Source organism: Methanoculleus sp. (assembly GCF_035363275.1).
Lineage (GTDB): Archaea > Halobacteriota > Methanomicrobia > Methanomicrobiales > Methanoculleaceae > Methanoculleus.
The window spans coordinates 25,650-48,313 of record NZ_DAOSET010000011.1 but is presented as its reverse complement, the minus strand read 5'-3'; the positions used below and the strand labels follow the sequence as shown (position 1 = coordinate 48,313).

General features: G+C 63.6%; 21 protein-coding genes and 1 pseudogene. 15 read left to right on the top strand and 7 right to left on the bottom strand.

Annotated elements, in window-relative coordinates:
* Positions 1 to 38: 38 nt before the first annotated feature.
* Positions 39 to 824 (top strand): YhfC family glutamic-type intramembrane protease, encoded by a 786-nt coding sequence (locus PLN84_RS03745; protein ID WP_292382588.1) that lies wholly within the window; start codon positions 39 to 41, stop codon positions 822 to 824.
* Here PLN84_RS03745 and thiL read toward each other — a convergent pair.
* From thiL to PLN84_RS03730, 3 genes are read right to left on the bottom strand one after another with little or no spacing between them, the layout of a single operon-like run.
* The gene (thiL, locus tag PLN84_RS03740) at positions 821 to 1,687 is read right to left on the bottom strand and encodes a thiamine-phosphate kinase (RefSeq protein WP_348531912.1); all 867 of its coding nucleotides are present in this window, start codon (positions 1,685 to 1,687) and stop codon (positions 821 to 823) included. The two genes, PLN84_RS03745 and thiL, sit on opposite strands and share 4 nt — an antisense overlap.
* Positions 1,680 to 3,635, bottom strand: a complete 1,956-nt coding sequence (locus tag PLN84_RS03735) for a DUF460 domain-containing protein (RefSeq protein WP_292382585.1) — start codon at positions 3,633 to 3,635, stop codon at positions 1,680 to 1,682. Before PLN84_RS03735 ends, thiL begins: the two co-directional genes overlap by 8 nt.
* A complete protein-coding gene (locus tag PLN84_RS03730) occupies positions 3,632 to 4,489 on the bottom strand; it encodes an RIO1 family regulatory kinase/ATPase (protein ID WP_292382583.1) in 858 nt (285 codons plus the stop codon). The genes PLN84_RS03735 and PLN84_RS03730 overlap by 4 nt, the downstream gene beginning before the upstream one ends.
* A gap of 49 nt (positions 4,490 to 4,538) precedes the next feature.
* On the opposite strand from PLN84_RS03730, the gene PLN84_RS03725 reads away from it, so the two are divergent.
* Entirely contained in the window at positions 4,539 to 5,549 is a 1,011-nt protein-coding gene (locus PLN84_RS03725) for an ATP-binding protein (RefSeq protein WP_292559187.1), read from the top strand.
* 455 nt (positions 5,550 to 6,004) lie between these two features.
* Here the strand turns inward: PLN84_RS03725 and PLN84_RS03720 are convergent, their stop codons facing one another.
* Together PLN84_RS03720 and PLN84_RS03715 are read right to left on the bottom strand one after the other, a co-directional pair.
* Positions 6,005 to 6,727 (bottom strand): glucose-6-phosphate isomerase family protein, encoded by a 723-nt coding sequence (locus tag PLN84_RS03720; protein ID WP_292382579.1) that lies wholly within the window; start codon positions 6,725 to 6,727, stop codon positions 6,005 to 6,007.
* On the bottom strand, positions 6,727 to 8,007 hold the full coding sequence (locus tag PLN84_RS03715; RefSeq protein ID WP_292382577.1) for a CARDB domain-containing protein: 1,281 nt from the start codon (positions 8,005 to 8,007) through the stop codon (positions 6,727 to 6,729). Before PLN84_RS03715 ends, PLN84_RS03720 begins: the two co-directional genes overlap by 1 nt.
* 64 nt (positions 8,008 to 8,071) lie before the next feature.
* Here PLN84_RS03715 and PLN84_RS03710 point away from each other — a divergent pair, with 64 nt between their 5' ends.
* Complete coding sequence (locus tag PLN84_RS03710) at positions 8,072 to 8,863, top strand: helix-turn-helix domain-containing protein (protein WP_292382575.1); 792 nt, start codon at positions 8,072 to 8,074, stop codon at positions 8,861 to 8,863.
* Here the strand turns inward: PLN84_RS03710 and PLN84_RS03705 are convergent.
* Positions 8,857 to 9,603 carry a DUF128 domain-containing protein gene (locus PLN84_RS03705; protein ID WP_292382573.1) on the bottom strand — a complete coding sequence of 249 codons (747 nt, stop codon included), beginning with the start codon at positions 9,601 to 9,603 and terminating at the stop codon, positions 8,857 to 8,859. The genes PLN84_RS03710 and PLN84_RS03705 overlap by 7 nt on opposite strands.
* Positions 9,604 to 9,727: 124 nt before the next feature.
* On the opposite strand from PLN84_RS03705, the gene PLN84_RS03700 reads away from it, so the two are divergent.
* Together PLN84_RS03700 and PLN84_RS03695 are read left to right on the top strand one after the other, a co-directional pair.
* Entirely contained in the window at positions 9,728 to 10,696 is a 969-nt protein-coding gene (locus PLN84_RS03700; protein ID WP_292382572.1) for a hypothetical protein, read from the top strand.
* Between the two features lie 7 nt (positions 10,697 to 10,703).
* Positions 10,704 to 12,026: an NAD(P)/FAD-dependent oxidoreductase gene (locus tag PLN84_RS03695; RefSeq protein WP_292382570.1), complete on the top strand. Its 1,323-nt coding sequence runs from the start codon at positions 10,704 to 10,706 to the stop codon at positions 12,024 to 12,026.
* A 14-nt stretch (positions 12,027 to 12,040) separates the two neighbouring features.
* Here PLN84_RS03695 and PLN84_RS03690 read toward each other — a convergent pair whose 3' ends face one another.
* Positions 12,041 to 13,663 carry a putative manganese-dependent inorganic diphosphatase gene (locus tag PLN84_RS03690; protein ID WP_292382568.1) on the bottom strand — a complete coding sequence of 541 codons (1,623 nt, stop codon included), beginning with the start codon at positions 13,661 to 13,663 and terminating at the stop codon, positions 12,041 to 12,043.
* 154 nt (positions 13,664 to 13,817) lie between these two features.
* Here PLN84_RS03690 and PLN84_RS03685 point away from each other — a divergent pair, with 154 nt between their 5' ends.
* The 10 genes and pseudogenes from PLN84_RS03685 to PLN84_RS03640 all read left to right on the top strand — a co-directional run.
* Positions 13,818 to 14,525 (top strand): ABC transporter ATP-binding protein, encoded by a 708-nt coding sequence (locus PLN84_RS03685; RefSeq protein WP_292382762.1) that lies wholly within the window; start codon positions 13,818 to 13,820, stop codon positions 14,523 to 14,525.
* On the top strand, positions 14,522 to 15,724 hold the full coding sequence (locus PLN84_RS03680) for an ABC transporter permease (protein WP_292382566.1): 1,203 nt from the start codon (positions 14,522 to 14,524) through the stop codon (positions 15,722 to 15,724). The genes PLN84_RS03685 and PLN84_RS03680 overlap by 4 nt, the downstream gene beginning before the upstream one ends.
* 16 nt (positions 15,725 to 15,740) lie before the next feature.
* Positions 15,741 to 16,934 carry an FtsX-like permease family protein gene (locus PLN84_RS03675; RefSeq protein ID WP_292382565.1) on the top strand — a complete coding sequence of 398 codons (1,194 nt, stop codon included), beginning with the start codon at positions 15,741 to 15,743 and terminating at the stop codon, positions 16,932 to 16,934.
* Between the two features lie 214 nt (positions 16,935 to 17,148).
* Complete coding sequence (locus tag PLN84_RS03670; protein WP_292382563.1) at positions 17,149 to 18,318, top strand: hypothetical protein; 1,170 nt, start codon at positions 17,149 to 17,151, stop codon at positions 18,316 to 18,318.
* Positions 18,319 to 18,378: 60 nt separating this feature from the next.
* A complete protein-coding gene (locus PLN84_RS03665) occupies positions 18,379 to 19,035 on the top strand; it encodes a MarC family protein (RefSeq protein WP_292382561.1) in 657 nt (218 codons plus the stop codon).
* Complete coding sequence (locus tag PLN84_RS03660; protein WP_292382559.1) at positions 19,032 to 20,006, top strand: phosphatase PAP2 family protein; 975 nt, start codon at positions 19,032 to 19,034, stop codon at positions 20,004 to 20,006. The genes PLN84_RS03665 and PLN84_RS03660 overlap by 4 nt, the downstream gene beginning before the upstream one ends.
* A 33-nt stretch (positions 20,007 to 20,039) precedes the next feature.
* On the top strand, positions 20,040 to 20,237 hold the full coding sequence (locus tag PLN84_RS03655) for a hypothetical protein (protein WP_292382557.1): 198 nt from the start codon (positions 20,040 to 20,042) through the stop codon (positions 20,235 to 20,237).
* A 47-nt stretch (positions 20,238 to 20,284) separates the two neighbouring features.
* The gene (locus tag PLN84_RS03650; protein WP_292382556.1) at positions 20,285 to 20,743 is read left to right on the top strand and encodes an NfeD family protein; all 459 of its coding nucleotides are present in this window, start codon (positions 20,285 to 20,287) and stop codon (positions 20,741 to 20,743) included.
* A gap of 1 nt (position 20,744) precedes the next feature.
* On the top strand, positions 20,745 to 21,830 hold the full coding sequence (locus PLN84_RS03645) for an SPFH domain-containing protein (protein ID WP_292382555.1): 1,086 nt from the start codon (positions 20,745 to 20,747) through the stop codon (positions 21,828 to 21,830).
* 427 nt (positions 21,831 to 22,257) lie between these two features.
* Positions 22,258 to 22,664: pseudogene (locus tag PLN84_RS03640) on the top strand (hypothetical protein); the annotation flags it as partial.

Sequence of the window (22,664 nt, the reverse complement as noted above, 5' to 3'; positions counted from 1 at the left end):
GCGACAATCGTTAAATAATTAGCCAAATACTCTGCTCTATGGACCCACTGGTTGTCGCCGCGTTCGCCGTCGTCGCCCTGCTCGAGATCATCGTTCCGCTCGCGCTCGGCTACTGGTTTGTCAAACAGTTCGACCTCTCGTGGCGGGTCTTCGCGCTCGGGGCCCTCTTCTTCATCGTCGTGCAGGTCGTCCATGCCCCGCTCGTCCTGGTGACGCAGACGCCGCTCTACCTCGCTCTCCTGCCGTCCGGGACGACGGCGGCGCTTGCCGCCCTCGCAATCTACCTCGGCCTCATGGCCGGGCTCTTTGAGGAGGTCGGCCGCTACCTTGTCTATCGCTACCTTTTCGGACGGCAAAAGATTCCCCTCACCCGCGAGAACGGCCTCCTCTTCGGGACCGGGTGGGGCGGTGTCGAGAGCATGATCGTCGCGCTGGTCGTTCTCTCGGGCATGGTCTCCTACCTCCTCCTCACCGGCGACGGTGGGGGGATCCCCCTGCCCGACGACCCCCTCGTCCGGGCGGAGATCGAGGCCCTCCGCGCCCTCACCCCGCTCGATCTCCTGCCGGGACTCGCCGAACGGATGATGACGATCACCCTCCACATCGCCTGGTCGCTGATGGTGCTTGCCGCCGTCGTCTACGGCAAGAAAACGCTCCTCGTTCTTGCCATCCTCTGGCACGCCGCCGTGGACGCCGCCGCTGTCTATCTTGCACAGACGCAGGGCATCCTCGTGACCGAGGCGGTGGTCTTCGTCTTTGCGGTCATCGGCCTTGTGTATATCTTCTGGGAGTGGCGGCGGATGGGGGCAAGGGCCGCGTCCTAACCGGTCCACTCGTGCAGATAGCCCCTGCGTTCGAGCGGCCTTCCATCCACGAGGACCGTCTGCTCCACTATGACCTCGCCGATGACGCGGGCCTCGACCCCCGGGACCGGGAGGATTCCCGGCGGAGCGGTGAAGAGGAGCTCGAAGTCTCCCCCGCCGTAGAGCGCGAGTTCCCGCCCCTCGTCCTCCGGCACCCCTGCCGGGAGCGGAAGCCGGGCGGAATCGACGGCAAAGCCGCAGTCGTTCACGCTGAGGAGGTCGTAAAGCGAGAGAGCGAGGCCGTCGGAGATGTCCATCATCGCCGAGACCCCGGCCCGGGCGAGCGCCTGCCCCTCCCTCACCCGGGGCTGTGGTTCGAGGAGTTCTTTTAGATGCCTGTCGTAACCGGAGAGAGCGGCCTGGGCCTCGCCGAGCGTCCCGGTGACTGCGATGACGTCACCCGGCCGCGCCCCCCGACGCCGGACGAGGTGTTGTGGGGCGACGGCCCCAAGGCCCGTGCTCACGATCGTCAGTTCCCGGTGGGCGTCGAGATCCCCCCCGACAAGTTCGGCGCCGAACGCCGTGCAGCAGTCCCGTGCGCCTTCCATGATCCCGCGGAGGCGTTCCGGCCTATCAAGGCCGACCGCGAGGAGCACCTGGCCCGGCGCCGCGCCCATGCTCGCGACGTCCGAGAGCGTGACCGCCGTCGACATCCAGCCCGCCTGCCAGTCGGTCATCCCGGCGGGAAAATCGGTCGTCTCGTGGAGCATATCGGTGCTCGCGACCATAAGGAGATTTCCGCAGGGGATGACGGCGCAGTCGTCGCTGAGCCGCTCCGGGTCGATGATCGTCCCGATCAGCCGGTGCAGGCCCCGTTCATCCACCGCGGCGCACCTCCTTCTCCCGCTCGCTCCGGTACTCCTTGAAGAGATACTCGACCCGTTCGGCCTCCTGCTCCCGCCGGAACTCTTTCTGCCCTTCCTCCCACTCGCCCATCGCCTCCTTGATACTCCGGGTCTTTGCCGCTCCGGTCCTGCCCCGGATCTCCGGTCCGACGGTCTCCGCGGGGAGAAGGGGGAGACCCGCCTCGCGGGCGACCCGGACCAGGTGCGGGTCGGGGGGCTCCTCCCCGTCGATGACCAGCGCCCGCACTCCTGCGCCTGCAAGGTCTTTGACCACGCCCCGGCCCCAGCCGTGAGCCCTCGGGACGTAGAGGACGTCGCCCGCCGAGATGCCGACCCCCTCCTGGAGGCCCCGCACTCCCTCGCGGGTGAGGGAGTCGAGCACCTTGAGCGGGGTGTAGTCCTCGGAGATCTCGATCTTTGCAACCGTCTGCATCCGCTCCAGGCGCTTCTTCAGCCGGCGGGACCGCCGCCGCTCACCCCGGAGTTGCTCGCGCAGGCTCTCGATCGTCGCGTCCTTCGTCGCCAGCTCCGCGTCCCGCCGGACCTTGCGTTCCGTCGCGGAACGGGCTCGCTGCAGGTCCTGCCGCAGGCGCTCCACCTTCCGGTCCCGTTCCCGGAGGTCTCCCTGGAGTTCCTGGACATAGGTCCGGAGCCTTTTCACCATCCCATCGAGCGCCATCACCCGCTCGTCCTCGACCGGACGCTCCGGAACGGCCTCGGCGGGGGGTGCCGCCGGTTTTTCCGGCGGTGGAGCGCCCTGCAGGTCCGCGAGGACCGTATCAAGCGGCTGGCCCCGGAGCACCCGGGCCCGCACCTCGTCGAGGTCGACTCCCGGCGTCACCCGCTTTGCGATGTTTCTGAACTTGTTCTGGAGGCTCCGGTAGGCGTCCAGCGCCGCCGAGAGGGAGTCGCGCTCGTGGTCGTTCGTGTAGGAGAACGCGGCGGTCAGGTCGTACTTCGCCTCCACCGAGAGCGACTGCCGCGGGGTGTAGGGGATGGCGTTGAATGCACGGCGGATCTTCTCGACCGAGTAGGGCATCTGCTGGACGTCGGAAGCGACGATAAGCGGTTTTCCGGCGCGGTAGAGTTCCTCGATGATGTCGGACATCGTCATCTGGCGGGAGCTCGAGAGGAGGACCAGGTTCCCGTCGAGGTCCACGGCGGCGATGCCGGTGGTCGTCCCGGGGTCGAGCCCGACGATCAGGTAGCGGGGGCGGCGGGAAAGCGGTTCGAACCGGATCCGGTCGAGTTCCCTGCCGCTCACCCGGACCTGGACGTCGGCGCCCCGCGAGGAGTGGACCGGGACCATCTCCCGGGCGGCCATGACCTTGAACGCGACCCTGGAATACCCGCCGAAGGCCTTCGTCTCCTTCTTCTCGTAGTCGAGGCCGGCGCCTTTGAGTCTCGCCTCGATCTCGCGGGCCTTCTGCATCACGGCGCCGTGGATCTTCCTTGCGTAGCGGTTCTGGCTCCACCCGCCCCGGCCCGGCGACCGGTGCCTGCTCACCGTGACGTCGGTGGTGTTCTCAAACGCAATCACCTCGACGCCCGCGCCGAGAGCGGCCACCTGCGCAGTGGTCCGGGCCTCGGCGTAGGGGTCGAACCTGTTAAAACTGATGTTGTAGCGGGCAGCGACCTTCGGGAGGCTCTCTGTCCTCTCGCCGCCGGTCACCTGGACGAGTATTGTTGCGGGGGGAAGTGATTGGAGGAATGCGTAGAGTTCGCGCCGGTCGGCGGCGATCTCCTGGATGCTGTCGACCGCGAGGATATCGGGCTGCTCAGTAGCGAGGAGGCGCTGGAGTCGGAACCCGGTGACCTCCTCGATGTCCATGACCTCGCCGTCTTCCACCCTGGCGAGAGCGTAGACGGGCCGCCGGGTGCGGGAGCGGACCGAGCCCTTGATGATGTCGATGCCAAAGACCTTCACTCCACCACCTGTGCCAGTGCTTCGTCGAAGGCGTATACGAGGCCGTATTTCCGTTTGAAGTACTGGAGGATGTTCTCGATGTCTCGAGCCAGGATCTCGCCGGCGTTCGGGTGAGCAGTCTCGACCCACTGGGGCCAGTCGATCAGCCAGCACTGCCCCTCGTCGACCATGACGTTGAACTCGCTCAAATCCCCGTGGATGATGCCGAGGCGGTAGGCCTCGCGGATGTTCTCGAGGATCTCGTCGAGAATGACCTCCGGCTCCATGACGGTCGCCTGCGAGAGGTTGACGCCGGGGACAAACGACATCGCCACGACGTGCCGATTCTGGTCGATGGGGAGCGGCACGGAGACGGCGGGGTGGAGGGTTTTCAAGGCGTCGTACTCCATCTTCGCCGAGTTGCTCGAGGCGAAGATCCAGGGGCAGTGCCCGGCCTCCGGCATGTAACCGCGCTTGACGCGAGCCGACTGGAACGACCGCTGCCCCACGCGGTGGAACTTCAAGACCACGACCCCGAGCCCCATCGCCTCGTAGACCTCCGACTCCTTCCCGACGCCGATCAGGGTCCCGAGCGCCTGGATGGTACCCCGGCGGGTGAGGGTGTGGAGCGCCAGGCTGTCGTAGCCGTTGAAGACGAGAGCGTAGCCCTCGTAGGGGACCTTCTCGTACCTGACCATGTCCATCGCCATCAGCCTGCCCAGCCGGTAGGAGAGCTCGGACTCCGAGAATCTGGTCGTTGACTTGAGAATCTCGAGCGGCACCCACCGGTACCGCCGCATGAGGCGTTCGAGGGCGAGAAGGATCCGGAGTTCGTAGGCGTGCAGGGATCGCACGTATTCTGCAGGAACGGGCATCTTCTACACCATTTATGTGGCCCGGTGATAAAAGCATGATCGAGAGATCATGCAGTGCAGCAAGTGCCGCCGCGATGCGGTCATCTACCAGCGGTATTCGGGGCTGCACCTCTGCGAGCAGCATTTCAACCGGGATTTCGAGGCGAAGGCGAAGCGGGCGATACGGGAGCACCGCTGGATCGCGTCGGGCGACACGGTGGCGGTGGCGCTATCGGGGGGCAAGGACTCAAGCGCCGTCCTCTATTTCCTCCACAAACTCCTCCGCGAGCGCCGTGACGTCCGGCTGATGGCGATCACCGTGGACGAGGGGATATCCGGCTACCGCGACCCGGCCCGGGCCCGGGCGATTGCGGAGAACATCGGCGTCCCCTGGATGACGGCGTCCTTCCAGAACGAGTACGGAATCACGCTCGATGAGATCGTGGGCAGGAAGGGGACGAATCTCTCCTGCTCCTACTGCGGGGTGCTCCGGCGGGCGCTGATGAACCGGCTTGCCCGCGAGCACGGGGTCACGAAGTTCGCCTGCGGGTTCAACCTGGACGACGAGGCCCAGTCGGTCCTGGAACACGTCCTCCGGGGCGACCCGGACCGGCTCACCCGCCCCATGCGGGAGGTGGAGGGGATGGTCCCCCGGATCAAGCCGTTCATGTATATCCCGGAGCGCGAAGTGGCGCTGTACTCCTTCCTCCACGTGGAGGGGTTCGATCTTGCGGGCTGCCCCTATGCGGGCGACGTCCTGCAGGGAGACGTCCGGGAGATCCTCGACGAGTACACCTCCCGCCACCCGGCGACGAAGTACGCGCTCGTCAACCTGGGCGAGGCCCTCCGGGAGCCGGAGCGGGTCACCGGTGAAGGGCTCAGGGTCTGTGAGAAGTGTGGGGAGCGACTGTCGGGACGACAGGAGTTCGAGCACCGCAAGGTGGGAGATGCGACTGTCGGGACGACAGGAGTTCGAGCACCGCAAGGTGGGAGATGCGACTGTCGGGACGACAGGAGTTCGAGCACCGCAAGGTGCGAAGCCGTGCGGGAGGGTCTGCCGGACGTGCCAGATCCTCGATGAGATGTGGGAGTTCTGAACAGTGAGGATGTCTGAGAGTTTGGTAAGTTTACCGGTGGGAAAGGGTAAAACGTAACAAAAAGGCCTTGGTAAAAACACTCTGCTTTCTTTAGGTGGAAGTTCAGGGCAACTTTGCTCTAATCACATCACCCCACCAACTGATATCTCCGGGCTATCGCCATGCACTGCCCCCGCCCCTTGGGGCTGGGAACGACTGCTGGAACAGCAGGAGTTGGAGCACCGCAGGTGTGACTGAGGAGGCCGGAGGCCGGGTGGGGTGGGGTTACATGTCAAAATACGGGATAGAGACAGGGGAGGGGGAGCCCCCCTCCCCGTCAGCCCCTCCCCAGTGGCGATATCAGGTGGAAATCCGTATACGGAATCTGCGATGTTCTAAAGAACACCAGGTGGTAGAGTTGAACGGTGCTTGACCCTCTCTGGAACAGCGGTCTTGCCCTCTACCGCATCACCAGGCATCCGCCGGTCACGTCGGCGAAGATCTCCATGAACTGCTCGGGATGGTTTAAGAACGCGACCGACCGGGGCCGCCCGATGAGGTCGTAGAGCCCGACCCCCTTCTCGATGCCGATCTCCGGGACCTCCGTCGGGCTGCAGTAGCGCACCGGCGGGGCGTCGGGGTAACGCGGGTTCTTCACCAGCGCCCCCCCCTCCATCTCATAGTAGGCGGCACCTTGCAGTTTCCCGTAAGGGCCGTAGTTGCTCGAGAACTCCGACGAGACGAGGTTCGCCATCGCGAGGTCCTCGCGTCCGGGGTTGATGGTGACGTGGCCGTATCCCGGCGGGATCAGGATCTTGTCGCCGACGGAGGCCTCGATCATCACCACATCGTCGGCGTTCTTGGTCTGGAGGAGGTAGTGCCCTTTCCCCGCGAGCACCTCGTAGATCTCCGGGTAGAGGGTTCCTGCGGGGTTCTCGGTGTGGTAGTGCCCCTTCGTCTTGACGTACTCCCCGCAGAGCGTCCGGGCGGGAATGACGGTGATATCGTAGCGGACGTGCTGCTGCCGGAGCCACTCCCGGTCGTCGTCGGTCCGGGCGAGGTCCCGGTACATAAAATAGAGGGGCTGATCGGAGGGGCAGCCGGGATCCGCGAGAACCTCACGCATCTCATCGATCGTCCTTACCTGCGGCTCCGGTTTAGGCCCGTCCCAGTACCCGTTCATCACCTTTTCTTACGGTACACGAATATATAATACCCTGCGCCGATTATGACGGCTGCAATGGCCACAAGGAAGACCGGGTTCGTGAAAAGAGTCCCCTGCCTCTTCTCAAGCGCGACCCGCACCTTCATGGTGTCCGAGATCTTGCTGTTGTCCAGGTCGTCGCGGTAACGAATCTCAGAGTCGATCCCGTACTCCTTCTCGGTGCCGTCACCGTCGACGTTCACCTCGAAGCGCGCCGTCGCGCTCTCCCCGGGAGCGAGGTCGCCGAGGTAGGCGGTGTCGTCGCTGCTGGTGAAAGGGCTGACGGCGCTTATCCGGGCCTGGGCGTTGTAGACCGTTGCCGCGCCGGCGTTCCTGTATACGACCTCAAGAATGCTCTTCTGGCCCGGGTTGAGCGTTGCCGGCGGGGAGACGACCTCAAAGGCGATCTTGCCGCCGACCGGGATACCGATCGTCACTGCTTTGGACGTCATCGCTTTTCCCTCGTAATCATCGTAGGCGACCACGATGTCGAGCGGGTAGGACTTGGTCTCGGCGGTATCGGCGACCGAGACCTTGAACCTCACGTCCACCGTCTCTCCGGGCTCAAACGTCCCGATGTAGGAGTTGCCGTCGGTGGGGATGAGCGGGCTCTCGCCGTTCCTTGTGACCTTTGCGATCGCGTTCTCGGCCGGGTCGGACCCGATGTTCTTCAGGGTCATGGAGACGTAGCCCTCCGTCCCGACGTTGAGCGACTCGGAGCGTATATCAAGGACCTCGACGCGGAGGTCGGGCGTCACCCGCACGGAGAGCGGCAGGGTCTCGGTCTTCTTCTGGTAGTTGTAGCGGAGGGTGTCGCCTAAATCCTCGGCGTCCTGCAGGTAGGTGTAGGTCACCTCGAGGGGCAGCACGTAGGTGCCCGGCTCCGCGGAGTCGGCAACCTTCACGTTGAAGGTGGCGGTCCGGGAGGCCCCGCCCATGATGTCGCTCAAGAACTGGGGGTCCGTCTTGACGGTGAACGGCGTACCCTCACTCTTGAGCGCCGCGGTGGCCAGTTTTGCGGTGTTTGGCAGGTCATCGGGGGTGATGATCGTCGATCCGACCATCTTAATTGTGTTCAAACCGTTATTGGCTATAATCACCGTGAGACCGGTCTCGGTACCCGGCGCGAACTCGTTGGTGCCGGCGATCGTCGCCGAGAGTTCGGGATTCCCATAGAGGTATTTGGCTCCCTGTGCTGATGCCGGCACAGCCAGAAGTGCCAGCACGAGGAGCATTACCGGTACGTATTGCCAACGCATCTCGTCACCTTGTTGTTATATTAGCAACAACATTTATCCCTGGAGGGTATATATACATGATGGCATGACTGCTCCCCGGGATATTCCAAATAACCTCCTGGAATCTCTAAAATCACTGGGTCTTACGAAGTACGAGGCTCTTGTGTATATCGGCCTTCTCAGGGTGGCGGGCGCGACCGCGACCGAGGTCCACGAGACTTCCGGGGTGCCGCGCGCATCCGTCTACCCGGTCCTCGACCGGCTCGTCCAGAAGGAGCTGGTCTGCGTCTCGCACACCACGCCCAAACGGTTCGACGCGGTCCCCCCCGACCGGGGTGTCGAGAACCTGATGCGTCGGATCGAGAGCGACGCGGAGAACGCCCGCAAAACCCTCGATGCGATCTACCGGGAGAAAGGACCGGAGGTCCGGGGGAGCCAGGAACTGATCTGGACCATCTACGGGGAGGAGAATATCAAGACACGCCTTGCGGAGATGTTCCGGAGAGCGGAGCGGAGCGTAGAGGTGCTCGCGGCAAACGACCTCCTTGAAGGAGGCGTGCTCGCGCTGCTCAACGATGTCCTCGGCTCTGTCCAGGTCGATATCGTCACGGATCGGTTGCCGGGTGAGCGCCCCTCCCGGTTCGGCATTCATATCCTGCCGCTTGCAGCCCCGTGCGAGGTCCACCCCACGCAGGGGAAACTGCTGCCGTATGAGCGATCCGGGGTCTTTTTAGTGGACGATGCCAGGACGCTGCTCTGGCTGGGTTCGAGCGGGGAGCAGCCCTCGGCCCTCTACTCGGAGTCTGCGGGTTTTGTCCAGTTTGTGCGGCGGCATATCGCCAGCGTCACGGAACGGGCGAGGGCTGCAGGTCAGTAGTCTTTCAGGTAGCCCATCTCGCGGACGTCGATCAGCCCTTTGAGCGCCCGGGTCACCACCGGTCGTCCAGTCTCCTTGACCGCCGCGAGTGCGTTCGTGCCCCCGACCATCGCCACGCCCACGTACTGCGGGCTTACCGGGACCCCGAGCAGGGGGACGTTCGGGGCGCCGATATCAAGGATACCGGAGAACCCGATTGACGAGAGTTCGTCGAGCACCGTTCCCATAAGCGGTTCAGCCTCCATGTGGCACTCGCGGATGTTTGCAAGGATGTTGCCGCTTCCGGAGTGCATAACGTCGAGGATCGATGTGGTCTCCTGGGAGATCAGGACTTCGAGCGGATCGAGCGTCGTATCGCGGTAGAGGATCATGCTCGTGAACCGTTGCGCAACACGCTCATCGACCTCGACGATACCGCCCCCGATCGGGTTGATCGGGATGCCGCGCTGCAGGAGGAGGGCATCGAGCGTAATACTGCACATCGTACAGATTGCGTGCCTGCCGTCCGGTACGGTGTAACCGTCGACCCGTTCCCCCGGCCCGGCGACCCGGATCCGGTCGCTGATGGTGATGCCCGCTCTGTGCGCTTCCTTCATGATGGAGAGCGTGAACTCAAGGTCGCCACTCTCGATGAGCGAGAGGTTGTAGATGATCTTCCCGACGTCCTCCTCCGGGCGGTAGGTCACCCTGAGCGCGTATTCCTCGATGCGGTGATTGGTGAACTTCAGGGGGACATACATTACCAGATCTCTTGCATGATAGGGGAAAAAGTGTTGCCTTCGGGTGAACTTCAGGGAACCAACCCCCTGTCGGCCGACCCTGAAGGGAAAGCTTGTTCTACCTCTCTGTGGTATTGTACGGTGAATGGAGAGTGGGATTCGGGAGAAAGCCCGGAACACGTTGAAGCAGATCTTCACGGCAGCCTCATACGATGTTGCGGAGGTCGGCGAGCCGCTGGATTTCTCTGCAATCGGGAACGGCAACGCCCTGGTGGTGCTCTGCTCCGACGACCCGGAGACGATCAGGGAATTCGATTCGATGACCTACCGGCTGCGCACCGGCAACGACGATCTGGTCTGCAGGAAGCTGCTCTTCGCCCTCGACCCCGCGGTGCGGACAGAGGACTGCATACGATGGGGTGTGGACGAGTTCACCCGCTACGCAGGCAGGGCCGCGCTTGCCGATCTGCTCGGACAGAGCCTGGTTCTGGACTTCGGCCGCCCGGCCCCGGCGATCCGGGACAGGCCGGCAGAGGCCGGCCCTGCGGTGGCGGAGGAGGAAGAGCAGGAAGCGGGGCCGGAGTTGCCCCACCTGCCCCTCCGGGTTGCCGAGAAGCGCGCCTCCGGCATTGCCGGTCTGCACGGGTCGGCGAAGTGCCGGTTCATCCCGTACTGGAGTTATCACTATGTGAGCACCGGCGAGCGCGAGGTGAAGGACCGGCTGGTCTCCTTCGACGCCGAAGGAGCCGGGGCCATCAACGCCATCAACGGCATCAAGATGGAGATCGACCCTGGCGAGATCGAGCGGGGAACTGTCCCGTTCGGCTCCGAGATCGTGCCTGCCCGGCTCGTGCGGGAGGACGTCGAGGAGCAGATCGTGCGGGACGTCGTCGACCGACTCACCCAGCGGGTGCGGTTCCGCTACGAGAAAGGCGATGCCATCTTCTATGAGGAGAAAACCCTCAAACCTGACCGGAGCAACATCAAGGTCGATCTCGAGACCATCTACGTCCCGGTCTGGCAGGTCCGGGGCGGGAGCAAGATCGTCGAGGTCAACGGGTTCACCGGCGAGGTCCTCTCGATGCCGATGGACGAGGGTGTCGAACTGCTGTAGGTATACCATGATTGTCGTCATCGGCGGCGGGCCCGCGGGAAGGCTCGGGGCGATGCACCTCGCGCAGACCGGGGCGGAGGTCCGGCTCATCGAGCGGCGTAAGATCGGCGGACAGTGCCTCCACGAGCGGTGCATGACTGTCTGTGCCTTGAACGATACCGCCCGGCTCGTCGAGTACGCGCGGACCCAGAAAGACCTCGGTATCCTCGATTCGGTCCCGACTGTCTCCTACCCGGCGATACGGAAGCGGGTCTGCGAGGTCCAGGAGAAACTCTCCTCGGTCCTCGATGCCGAGACCCGCCGGGCGGGGGTCGAGGTGATCTATGGCGCCGTCGGTCGCCTGGAAGGCAACCGGGTCTTCATCGACGACGAGGAGGTCCGGGCAGACGCCGTCCTCGCGGCCACCGGGTCGCGAGCGGCAATCCCCGAGATCCCCGGTACCAACCTCTCCGGCGTCTACACCTACCAGACGCTTCCCGAGATGCCTGATCTTCCCCGGCGGATGGTCATCGTCGGCGGCGGTGTGGTGGCGGCGGAGTTCGCCCACATATTCCATGCCTTCGGGTCCGAGGTCGAGATCGTCACCCGGCACGGGCTGCTCCGGGACCTTGATCCGAAGATGCGTTCCGCTGCGCTGCGCGATCTTTCCGGGGTCGGCGTCCGGGAAGAGACCGGGCTTGCGAGTATCGAGGGTGCAGGAAGGGTTCGTTCGGTCCTTCTTTCCGGCGGCGAGGAGTTAGCGGCCGACGCCGTCCTGCTGGCCACCGGGCTCGTCCCCCGGTCGGAGTCGCTGCAAGGCCTCCGCAAAGGCCCGGACGGCGCAGTTATCGTGGACCGGCAGATGCGGACCAGTCTCCCCAATGTCTACGCCGCCGGCGACGTCATCGGCCCGCCGTACCTCACCCCCGCTGCCCGCCGGGAGGGCGTGGTGGCAGCCGAGAACATCCTCGGTCATCCCACCATCATGGACTATATGGGCATTCCCCACGCGATGAGCCTCCGCTACGACTATGCCTCTGCCACGGCCGGTCCCGAAGGCGGCTTCACCCTATCAGCCCCCGCACCCGCAGGCCCCGGCTCGTTCTGGGACGTGACGGGAGGGTTTGCCGGGCTTGCGCAGGTCAGGGTCGATCCGGAGACCGGCCGACTCATCGGGGCCGCCGCCGCCGTCCCCGGGGCGTCGAACCTCCTCTCCTACATCGGCTACCTGATGAAACAGGGCGTCACCGTCGACGAGTTCGACGATATCGTCGAGGTCCACCCCTCGACCGACGGCGTCTACTGGCTCGCCCGCTACGCTGCCGATGTACTCCGGCAGAGAAAGAAGTGATAGGGCTCCGGCGGCTAGAGCTGCCGGAACATCTGCCCGAACTTCGGGATAAAATCTTTTTTCCGGGACATGACACCCTCGAGCCGGACGGGCTGGTCCCGCAGGTCCAGTTTGGTGATGCAGGCTTCGTCCCCGGCGGCGAAGAGGTCGCTTGCGTTCGCGAAGACGTTCGTAAAGAGAGCGAAGAAGCAGTCGACCCCCATCGTCGTCCGCAAGTGCTCGAGTTCGGCCCGGATCTCGCCGGCGTTGTTCTCTGCAAACGCAAACGACGACGTCATCACCTGTGAGACCATGATGCTCCGCCCAAAGAGGTTGTAACGCTTCATGTCCCGGGTGAGGAGTTCCTCCCTGGGGAGGCCATCAAGGTCCATGCCTCTCCGGATCAGTTCCGGCCCGAACTCGGCCGGGTCGATCCCGGTGATCTCCGCGAGGTAGTCCGCCGCCCGAATATCCACGGGCGTGGTTGTCGAGAGTTTCATCACCAGCGTGTCCGAGAGGATCCCCGCGAGGAGGAGCCCGGCGGTCGACGGCGTGGGCTCCACGCAGGCCTCGATGAACTTGTTCGCCACGATCGTCGAGGTCGACCCCACGGGGTCGTTCAGGAACTTCACCGGCTTGAGGGTAGAGATCGCGCCGAGGCGGTGGTGGTCGATGATCTCGAGGATATCGGCCTGCTCGATCCCGTCCACGGCCTGGGAGTACTCGTTGTGGTCGAGCAGGATCACCGACTTCTGGACGTCCTGCATCAATGTCGTCCGGGATATGAGCCCGATGTGCTGCCGCCCTTCCCCGACGACACAGGCTGTCCTGAACTTGGAGTTCGAGACGATCTGTTTCGCGTACTCGATTGAATCCTCCATTCGCACCGTGGGGACATCGGTCTCCATGATCATGCTCGCTGGAAGAGAGAGGCTGATCATCTTGCCGACGCTGAAGGCATCGAGCGTCGTCGAAAGCACGGCAGCCCCTCGTGTCCGGGCGGCGGCGATCACCCGTTCGCCCACCGGCGCCCCTTCGGCAATGATGAGTGCGGCGACCCCGGCCGATATCAGGGCAAGCTGGGCCGGTTCGTTATCCCCGACGATCGCGATGTCGTCCGGTGTCATCCGGGAGAGGGTGACGTGCAGGGCGTCGATGACGGTGTAGACCCGGCCTTCCCCGAGGGTTTCGCGTGCCGGCACGACCGTCCGGGCGTCGAGGATGCGGGCGAGCGTCTCAAGCGGCATCGGTATGAGCGAGAGCTGTTCTCGGGGGTTCTTCCGGACGTAGGCCCGGGCAAGGCCATACTCGCTGACGAGGCCGACCAGGGTCTCGTTTTCGTCCGTGATCGGCATGTTCCGCATGTCGTAGGTGTCCATCAGGGCGGCGACGTCGATTGTCGGGACGTCCTGCCGGACGCTCCGGGTGTCGAGCGGTATATCCGATACCGTGGGCTCGACGCTCGCTATATAGGCCGGCGCTTCAGCGTTGAACGTATCGAGCGCAAACCGTGTCTCGGCACTCACCTCTCCGCACCGGGCGGGGATGTACTTCCCCGGTTCGGCGTGGTTACGGAGTTCGGCGTAGCCGATGACGCTACAGATACTGTCGGTGTCCGGCTGCCTGTGGCCGATGATGTAGATGTTGTTCTGTCCCATGCTCTCCTCGGATCCCCGGCGGGGCGGCGGTTGTATCAAGAGGTATCGCCCTCTGCCGTCAAAGGCTTTATGTCGGCTCCCGGGCCGCGCGGGAGTAACGTTGAAGTAGGGGCTCTCTCCATTCTCCTGTGTGGAAACCGATCGTCCCGGCCTCATCACAGTCGACGCCCCTTCGGAGAAGGCGGCGACGAGCAGCACGCCCATCCTCCGGTTCGAGGATGTGAGCAAGATCTATCCACTCCCGGCCGGCGATGTCGTGGCGCTCGACCACGTCTCCCTCACCGTCGAACCGGGCGAGTTCATCGCCGTGATGGGGCCCTCGGGCTCCGGGAAATCGACGCTCTTAAACATGATGGGCTGTCTGGACGTCCCGACCTCCGGGAAGATCTACCTCTCCGGGCAGGAGATCTCCCGGATGAGCGACGACGACCTCACCCGGCTCCGACGGGACCGCATCGGGTTCGTCTTCCAGCAGTTCAACCTCATCCCGCTCCTCTCGGCGGTCGAGAACGTCGAGTTCCCCCTCGTCCTCACCGCCGGCAGGGAGGAGAGCCGGCAACGGGCGATTGAGGTCCTGCGGATGATGCACCTCGACGACGCCCTCTTCTCCCACAGACCGGGCGAACTCTCGGGCGGCGAACAGCAGCGCGTGGCGATCGCCCGGGCGCTCGTGAACGACCCCGACCTCCTCCTCTGCGACGAGCCGACCGGGAACCTGGACTCGAAGACCGGGACCGCGATCATGGGGATCCTCGCGGCGGAGAACCGGGAGGGCAAGACGGTCATCATGGTGACTCACGACCCGGGGGTCGCTGCGTATGCCCGCCGCACGATCCGGATTGTCGATGGGAGGCTGGTGTGACCTTCTTCTCGTTCGCGGCGAGGAACCTCCGGCGGCACTGGATCCGTTCGGCGCTCTCGATCATCGGGATCGTCATCGGTGTCGTCGCGATCGCCTCCCTCGGCATCATGGGCAATAGCATCAACCTCCTCGTCGCGAACATCATCACTGATGTCGGGGACACAGTTGTGATCACGCCGCACACCGCGATCGGCGAGACCTTTGCCGGAGATCCGCGGACGGCGGTGGACGCCGGCATCCCCGCCCGCGAGGTCGAGGAGATCCGGCGGGCGGCAGCCCCGCATCGCACCATCCGGGTGCTCCAGGGCGCGGAAGAGGTGGAGTTCGGCCGCGGCGAGAGCGGGTATACCCAGATCATCGGGCTCGTATCGGGCGATATCCCCGTCCTGCTCGAGATCGCGGAAGGGCAGTACCCCCGGCAGAACCAGCCGGGAGCGCTCGTCGGGACCTACCTTGCCCGAGAGTACGGCATAACCCCTGGCTCAAGGCTCACCATCGGGAACCAGAGCATCCGGGTGGCCGGCGTGCTTGCAGAGCGCGGGTTTGCCGTCGACATCAACCCCGACTACGCGATCGTCGTCCCCGACGACTGGTACGAGGGTCACTTCGGGGCCCACGACGCCTATCCGATGGTCATCGTCCGGGTCGGCGCTCCGGAGCAGATCGATACCGTGAAGGAGACGATCGAGAGCCGGGTCAACCGGCGGGATGAGGTGGTGGATATCTTCGATTCGCGCGAGATGCTCCAGCAGTACGAGGAGATCTACCAGCAGATCACGGTCTTTCTTCTCGGTATCGGGGGGATATCTCTCGTTGTCGCTGCCGTCAACATCCTCAACGTCATGTATATCTCGGTGACGGAACGTATCCGGGAGATCGGCGTCATGCGCAGCATCGGCGCCCTCAGACAGGAGGTTCTCCGGATCTTCCTGTACGAAGCGGTGATCCTCGGGCTCATCGGAAGCGTCATCGGCGGCATCGCGAGCACCGTCTTCGGCTACCTGATCAGCATCGCCGCGGTCGAGGTCTTCACGGCCGGGACGACATTCGGCGAGAACTTCACGGTCTTCAACCTGAGCGCGGTCGGGTACATCATCTTCGGGATGGCGTTCGGTATCGCAACCAGCATCTCGGCCGGGTTCTACCCGGCCTGGATCGCTTCGCGACTGGCCCCGGTCGATGCGATGCGGCAGCGATGACAGGGTGTGACAGGACATGATCTTCCTCGATCTCGCGGTCCGGAACCTCAAGCGGCACAAAGTCCGCTCGGTCCTCGCAACGGTCGGCATCATCATCGGTGTCGTCGCGATCGCCTCTCTCGGCATCATGGGGAGCAGCCTCTCGGTACTCGTAGGGGGGATGGTCTCGGATGTGAGCGACACCCTGCTCGTCACGCCGCATCTCGCGATATCGAGCGGCGACCCGTTCGACCCCCGCAACACCCTTGCTGCGCGGATCTCAGGGAGGGACCTCGGGTTGATTGAGAAGGCCGCCGAACAGCACCGTGTTATCCCCATGATCCTCGCCTCAGATCGCCTCCAGGTCAGGGATAAGGGCGGCTACGTGGCGCTCTACGCAATGCCGGCGACCGAGATTCCCTTCCTGCTGGAGGAGGAAGCCGGGACCTACCCGCGGGCGGGGTCTTCGGGGGTGATGGTGGGCTCGCTCCTTGCCGATGAACTCGACCTGCATCCCGGAAGCCGCATCGAGGTCGGGGGCGAGAGCGTCCGCGTTGCGGGGATAGCGGCGGAACGGGGGATGGGCATCGATATCAACCCGGATTATGCTCTCATCGTCACGGAGGAGTGGTACACGGAGCGGCACGGGGATCAGGACTACAGCCGGGTCATCGTGAAGGTCGGCGATCTTGCCGAGATAGAGGAGGTGAAGGTCGCTATCGACCAGCAGGTCAACCGCAGGAAAGAAGTCGTGGACGTGCTCGACTCGCGTGAGATCCTGGAGATCTACTACGAGACCTTCGACGCCATCAACATCTTCCTCATCGGGATAGGCGCGGTCTCGCTTCTCGTTGCGAGCGTGAGCATCCTCAACGTCATGATCATATCGGTGACGGAGCGGACAGGGGAGATCGGGCTGATGCGGAGCATCGGGGCGCGAAGGCGGGAGGTGCTCCTCATGTTCCTCTACGAGAGCCTGATCCTGGGGATCGCCGGCAGTCTTGCCGGTGGGGTCGTCAGCATGGCGATCGCCTACTCTGTCACCACCTCTGTAGCGGGCCTCTTTGCCGACTTCGCCGTCTCGGGAGGGGATGGTATCCCCGTTGCCGTGGTAATCGGCTACACCGCCTTTGCGATGGCGTTCGGGACGGCAGTGAGCATCGTTGCCGGGTTCTATCCTGCGTGGAAGGCGGCGCGGTTAAATCCCATCGAGGCGCTCCGCTACGAGTGACCTATCTCTCTCGAGCCCGGAGTCGGTCGTGCGGGCGATCGCGACGATGCCCCCCTCCCGGGGTGGTGAGACCATGCGTAATTTCATAGTCCTGGAGACCGGAAACTCTATGAGCACCTGCAGGATGATAGACTCCCTGTCAGAGAGTGCTCCGACCCTCATCCGGTCCTCAATACGATAGCAATACCAGAGTTGTGTGGAACGAATGTTGCAAATGATTACGTGGCTCGACAAAAATTTCAGCTCGCTTCAGCCGACGCGGGCGATCATCATGAGAGCGCTGCGCCACCTGCGCCCCGCTGATCGAAAAAAACTCTTCTCCGAGGATCTCCCTGAGATGCGGACCGCCGAAGGGCGGTGGTTTGAGGCGATTGTCTACGAGATGATCCTCGACCTCTCGACTCAGACCGACCTCATCCTCTCTGTCGTGGCCCGGGGGGCCGACGGGCCGTCGAAGGTCCGGCGTGCGCAACTCGGCCAGAATGGGCTCTTTTACTCGAACATCGGGGATATCAAGGTCCGGGGAAACGGCCAGGACCTTGCCGAGGTGGACATGATGCTTGTCGACCATACCGGGGCCCTGACGTTCGGCGAGATCATCACCTCTCCCGCTGACTTAAAAGAGTTCGAGGCGGAGATCCACTACAAGAAACAGCTCTTCGGCTACCTCTACGGTCAGCCGACCGTGCCGTTCCTCCTCATCTCCTCGGTCGACATATCCAGGACGGCCGTCGTCCGCCGCCTCCTCAAGGAGCCCGATAACGCTCTCCTCACCACCCCTACCTGCGAGAATCTGAAGGCACTTATCCGCCCCCGGGACCTGAAGCGAAGTCCGCCTCGCCAGATCCGGCACGAGAAACTGATCTCGATCACCGATATCCCTCCACGGCGGCCGTTCGACTACAAGAAATTGCATGACGAACGGTTGCAGAGCATCGTCGCCGCCGTCACCTCAAAGAAAGGCGTCGGGGAACTCGGCACCCCGGACGAGATCCCGCCGATCGTGAAGAAAGTTCTCTTCGGCGGCCTTTACCCCTCTGCTATCCGGATGCTTGACACCCGCTACCCCATCCGGATCAAGGGAAAGACCTACGATCCGGAGACGATCCAGAAACAGTTCTCGAAGGTTATCCTGGCTGTGAACATCCCGGAGTACCGGCCGATCATCTATCTGCGGACACGGAACAAGAAGGAGTACCTCAAGATGGTGCCAAACAGGACGGGCGGGTTCAAGTTCGAGAGTCGGCGGACGCCCCACATGGCCGGGTTCTTCCTCTGGCTCGAGTCCGTCCAGCCGTCGCTCGGGGCGGAACTGACGCGGGCGCTCCTCGATGCATTCCCGGCGGTTCACGTTCCCGAAGTGGCTGCGGCTGAAGAACCGTAAAATACGTATGCTTCCGGGGCGCATACCTCGCTGTATGATCCTCTGGTATGGTGATCCGGCGTGGACCTGATCACCGAGCTTGTCGAGTTTGTAGGGTTCAGTCTGGTCTCGGTCGCTTCGATCGTCGCGGTGATGAACCCGGCCTCCACAGTCGCGGTTTATTCGGCGCTCACCGAGGGGATGGACAGGTGCGAATGCCGGAATATCATTCAGACCACCATGAAGATAGCCTTCATCGTGCTCGCTTTCTTCGCTCTCACCGGGCAGTTGATCTTCTCGATCTTCAGCATCACCGTCCCGGCATTCCAGATCGCCGGCGGTATCCTGCTTGTCAGCGTGGCGACCGGGATGCTCGGCACGAAGAGCGAGACCTACTCGGCCGCGGACCTGGAGAACATCGCCATCGTCCCGCTGGCCTTCCCGCTCTCGTGCGGTCCGGGGACGATCACGACGGTGATCCTGCTCGCCTCGGGGCCGGAAGGTATCGCCGGCCTCGCCGCCGTCTTTCTCGGGATAATCGTGGCTCTCGGCATCTCCTACGTCGGGATGCTCTACGGACCCCGGATATTCTCTCTCATCGGGGAAGGGGGGCTGCGGGTCGTCCCGAAACTGATGGCGATCATCGTGCTCGCGATAGCCATCCAGTTCATCATCAACGGGACCGCTGCGGCGATGCCCCAGCTACTCGCGAACCTTGATCTCTCCGGACTGGTATGACCGACTTCCAGATTGCGCTCATCCAGGCGCTCCAGGTCGGGGCTGCGTGGCTCGCGGCCCCGATGCAGTTCTTCTCTCTCCTCGGTCAGCCTGAGTTCTACCTGCTCGCCATCTCGATCCTCTACTGGTGCTGGGATCCGCGTCTTGGGCTCCGTCTCGGGCTTCTCATCGGGATATCGGGCGGGCTCAATGAGGCCCTGAAAGTCGCGTTTCATCTTCCCCGTCCCTATTGGGTCAGCCCGGAGGTCCGGGCGCTCGGGAGTCACCCGTCGTTCGGGCTGCCATCGGCGCACGCCCAGGGAGCGGTGACATTCTGGGGGCTGATCGCCGCCGACGTCCGGCAAACGTGGCTCTCTCTCGTTGCGGTTGCCATGATCTTCCTTATTGGCGTGTCCCGGGTCGTTCTCGGGGTTCATTTCCCGACCGACGTCCTTGCGGGCTGGGCAATCGGCGTCATCGTCCTTCTCGGGTTCCTCGTCCTCGAGGAGCCGGTGGGTCGCCGGGTCGCCGCCCTCCCGCTCTCCCGGCAGGTGACCGTCGCGTTCGCGGGTTCCCTCATTCTGGCGCTGATATCCTTTGCCGCCCTCACCGCCCTCGGTGACTGGCAGGTTCCGGCATCCTGGGCGGCGGGGGCGCTTGAGCGGTCCGGCGAGTCGATCCACCCGCTCTTTCTCCGGGACGCCGTCACGGCGTCGGGGCTCTTCTTCGGGTTCGCGGCCGGTGCGGCCGCAGAGCATCACCACGGGAGCATGTGTGCCGTCGGGAAGGGGTCCGCCCGCCTGCTCCGTTACGCGTTCGGGATCGTCGTGACGGGGGTGATCTGGTTCGGGCTCGGGTTTCTCGTCCCGCAAGACCCTGCCTGGGCTGCTTACATCCTCCAGTATCTCCGGGCCGCCGCCGCCGGCGCCTGGGTCTCGTTCGGCGCCCCGATGATCTTTGCCCGCGCGAACGTGCCGGGAGGCAGGGCCTAAGGCCGGGATATCCCCTGCAGGCAAGGATCCTGTATGGGTTCGGCGGGCGGCAGTCTCACGGTGCTTGAGGGGGCGATCCTCGGGGTCGTGGCGCTCCGGTTTGCTGTCCTCGCGTTCCACGCGGCGCCAGGTGAAGCGTTCCGGATCAGCACCATCCCGGCGGACAGCGTGCTCCTGACGGTCGAGCGAACGTGCCGCCCCCGGATCACGCCGGTGATACATCTTGGGTGATAATGCCCTTCAGCAGAGTTTTATAGCCGAAAGTAGACTCATTCCCTATGCTTGCAGAGGGGATCGCTCTCGGCTGGGTGCTGATCGTGCTCGGGGCGGTGCTGCTCCTGATCGAGGTCTATCAGCCGGGATATTTCATCGCCGTTCCTGCGACAGTCCTGATCCTCCTCGGGGTCCTTCTCCTCCTCGGCGTCGATATCCTCAGTTCTCCTGCCGGTCTCGTCGTCGGGGTTCTTGCGGCAATCGGGGCGGCTTCCGTCACCGTCTGGCTCTACGCCCGTCTCACGCCGGGGAAAGAGCCGCCGAAGACCCTCTCCCGGGACTCACTCGTCGGTCTTGAGGGGATTGTGGTCACGCCGGTCGATCCGGAGACGCTCGCGGGGAAGGTGCGGCTCGGGAGCATGGATTGGAGCGCGCGTTCCGAGTCCGGGAGCATCCCGGCCGGGAGAAGGGTTATTGTCATCCACTCCGAGGGAGTGCATGTTGTTGTGAAGGAGGTTGTGTAGTATGCTTCTTACCGGAGAGTTTCCGTGGACCGGGTTGATCACGGTCTTTCTCATTATTGTCATCATCATCATCTTCGCCCGTGGCGTAGTGATCGTCCAGCCGTACGAACAGGGGCTCCAGATACGCCTGGGACGCTATATCGGGAGGATGAACCCCGGATTCCGGTGGGTGGTCCCGCTGATCACGGTGGTCAAGAAACTCGATCTCCGGACCGAGGTGATGGATGTCCCGCGGCAGGAGGTGATCACGAAGGACAACTCCCCGACGAACGTGGACGCGATCGTCTACGTCCGGGTGATCGACCCCGAGAAGGCTTACTTTGAGGTGATGAACTACCGGTCGGCGACGGTGGCGCTGGCGCAGACAAGCCTGCGGGGGATCATCGGCGATATGGAGCTCGATGAGGTCCTCTACAACCGGGATATCATCAACGCCCGTCTCCGAGATATCCTGGACCGCGAGACCGACGCCTGGGGCGTGAAGGTCGAGCGGGTGGAGATCAAGGAGGTCGACCCGGTGGGTGCGGTCAAGCAGGCGATGACCGAGCAGACCGCAGCCGAGCGGGAGCGGCGTGCCGCGATCCTCCGTGCCGACGGTGAGAAGCGGGCGGCGATCCTCAAGGCGGAGGGGAACCGGCAGAGCATCATCCTGGAGGCCGAGGGCGAGCGGCAGAGCAAGATTCTGCGGGCCGAGGGCGAACGGCTATCAAGGATCTTGCAGGCGCAGGGCGAGGCGCAGGGGCTGCGCATCCTCTCGGTCGGTGCCCGGCCGCTGGACCGGCGGGCGATCACGGTCCTCTCGCTTGACGCCTTGAAGAAGATGGCCGAGGGTCAGGCGACGAAGATCATCTTCCCGTTCGAGCTCTCAAGCGTCGTCAAACAGGCTGCCGAGTACCTCGGCGCCACGGCCGAGGCACCCGAAGTCCCGGAAGGTGTGGAGTTGCCGCCGGAGGATATTCTTGGAGATATTCCGACCCGGGAGGAACTCCGGGCAGCAGAGGAGGCGGTAAAGAGCATCGATACCGATGTCGACGTGGAGATCCAGAAGAAGTCGCGGGACATGCTCGGGAAGGAGGAGGAAGGGTAAGACTTCGCCGGGGGTACCCCCCACCTTTTTGCCGAATCCGGGCTGTCCATCCTCGCTGGCGGTGCCGGTTACCCGCTGTCTTCTCCCGGCCTTTCTGACAAATAACGGGGTTCAAGGGGAGCAAGAAAGTCCTGGAATTTAGCCCTTGGGGAGAGTTGCACCCCCTGGTCCGTTTACTTTCACCCCGCACGGCGCCACCTTGATACTAGAAGCGGGTATATGAAAGGATAGGCATGGGGCACGCCGTCGAACCTGTGGGCCTGCTCCGCCGCCCGGTCGGGCCCGGGTTCTCTGATGAGGAGCAGCAATATACGGGGTCTCCGCATCTGAGGGTCGGCTCGCAGAACGAATCAGGGTGGACAACCGTTGAGAGGGCATACTCCGGTGCAGTTATGTAAGAAGGGATATCAATCATAGAACCAGAAGCATGAGTTCCAGACCGTTTCAGATACCGGGTACGGCTCCCATCTTTGCCGAGAGATCGTTTCTCATCAATAAAACCGGGCAGGATCAGCCCCTGGGAGAGTATGTGCCGGTTGAGATCCGTGAGGTGGCGGAGAGCGAGGGACAGCGTGCCATCCCGATGATAGCCAAAAACCTCTCGCTGATGAAAGAGATTGAAGCCATATCCGGCAATCTGCCGACACACCACTGTTTCATAAACGCAGATAGCCGTAATCTTGCCTTTCTCCCCGATGAGAGCGTTCATCTGGTCGTGACATCGCCTCCCTACTGGACCCTGAAGAAATACCCCGAGAAGGACGAACAGCTCGGACAGATTGAGGACTATGAACTCTTCTTGGAGGAACTCGACAGAGTTTGGAAACACATCTA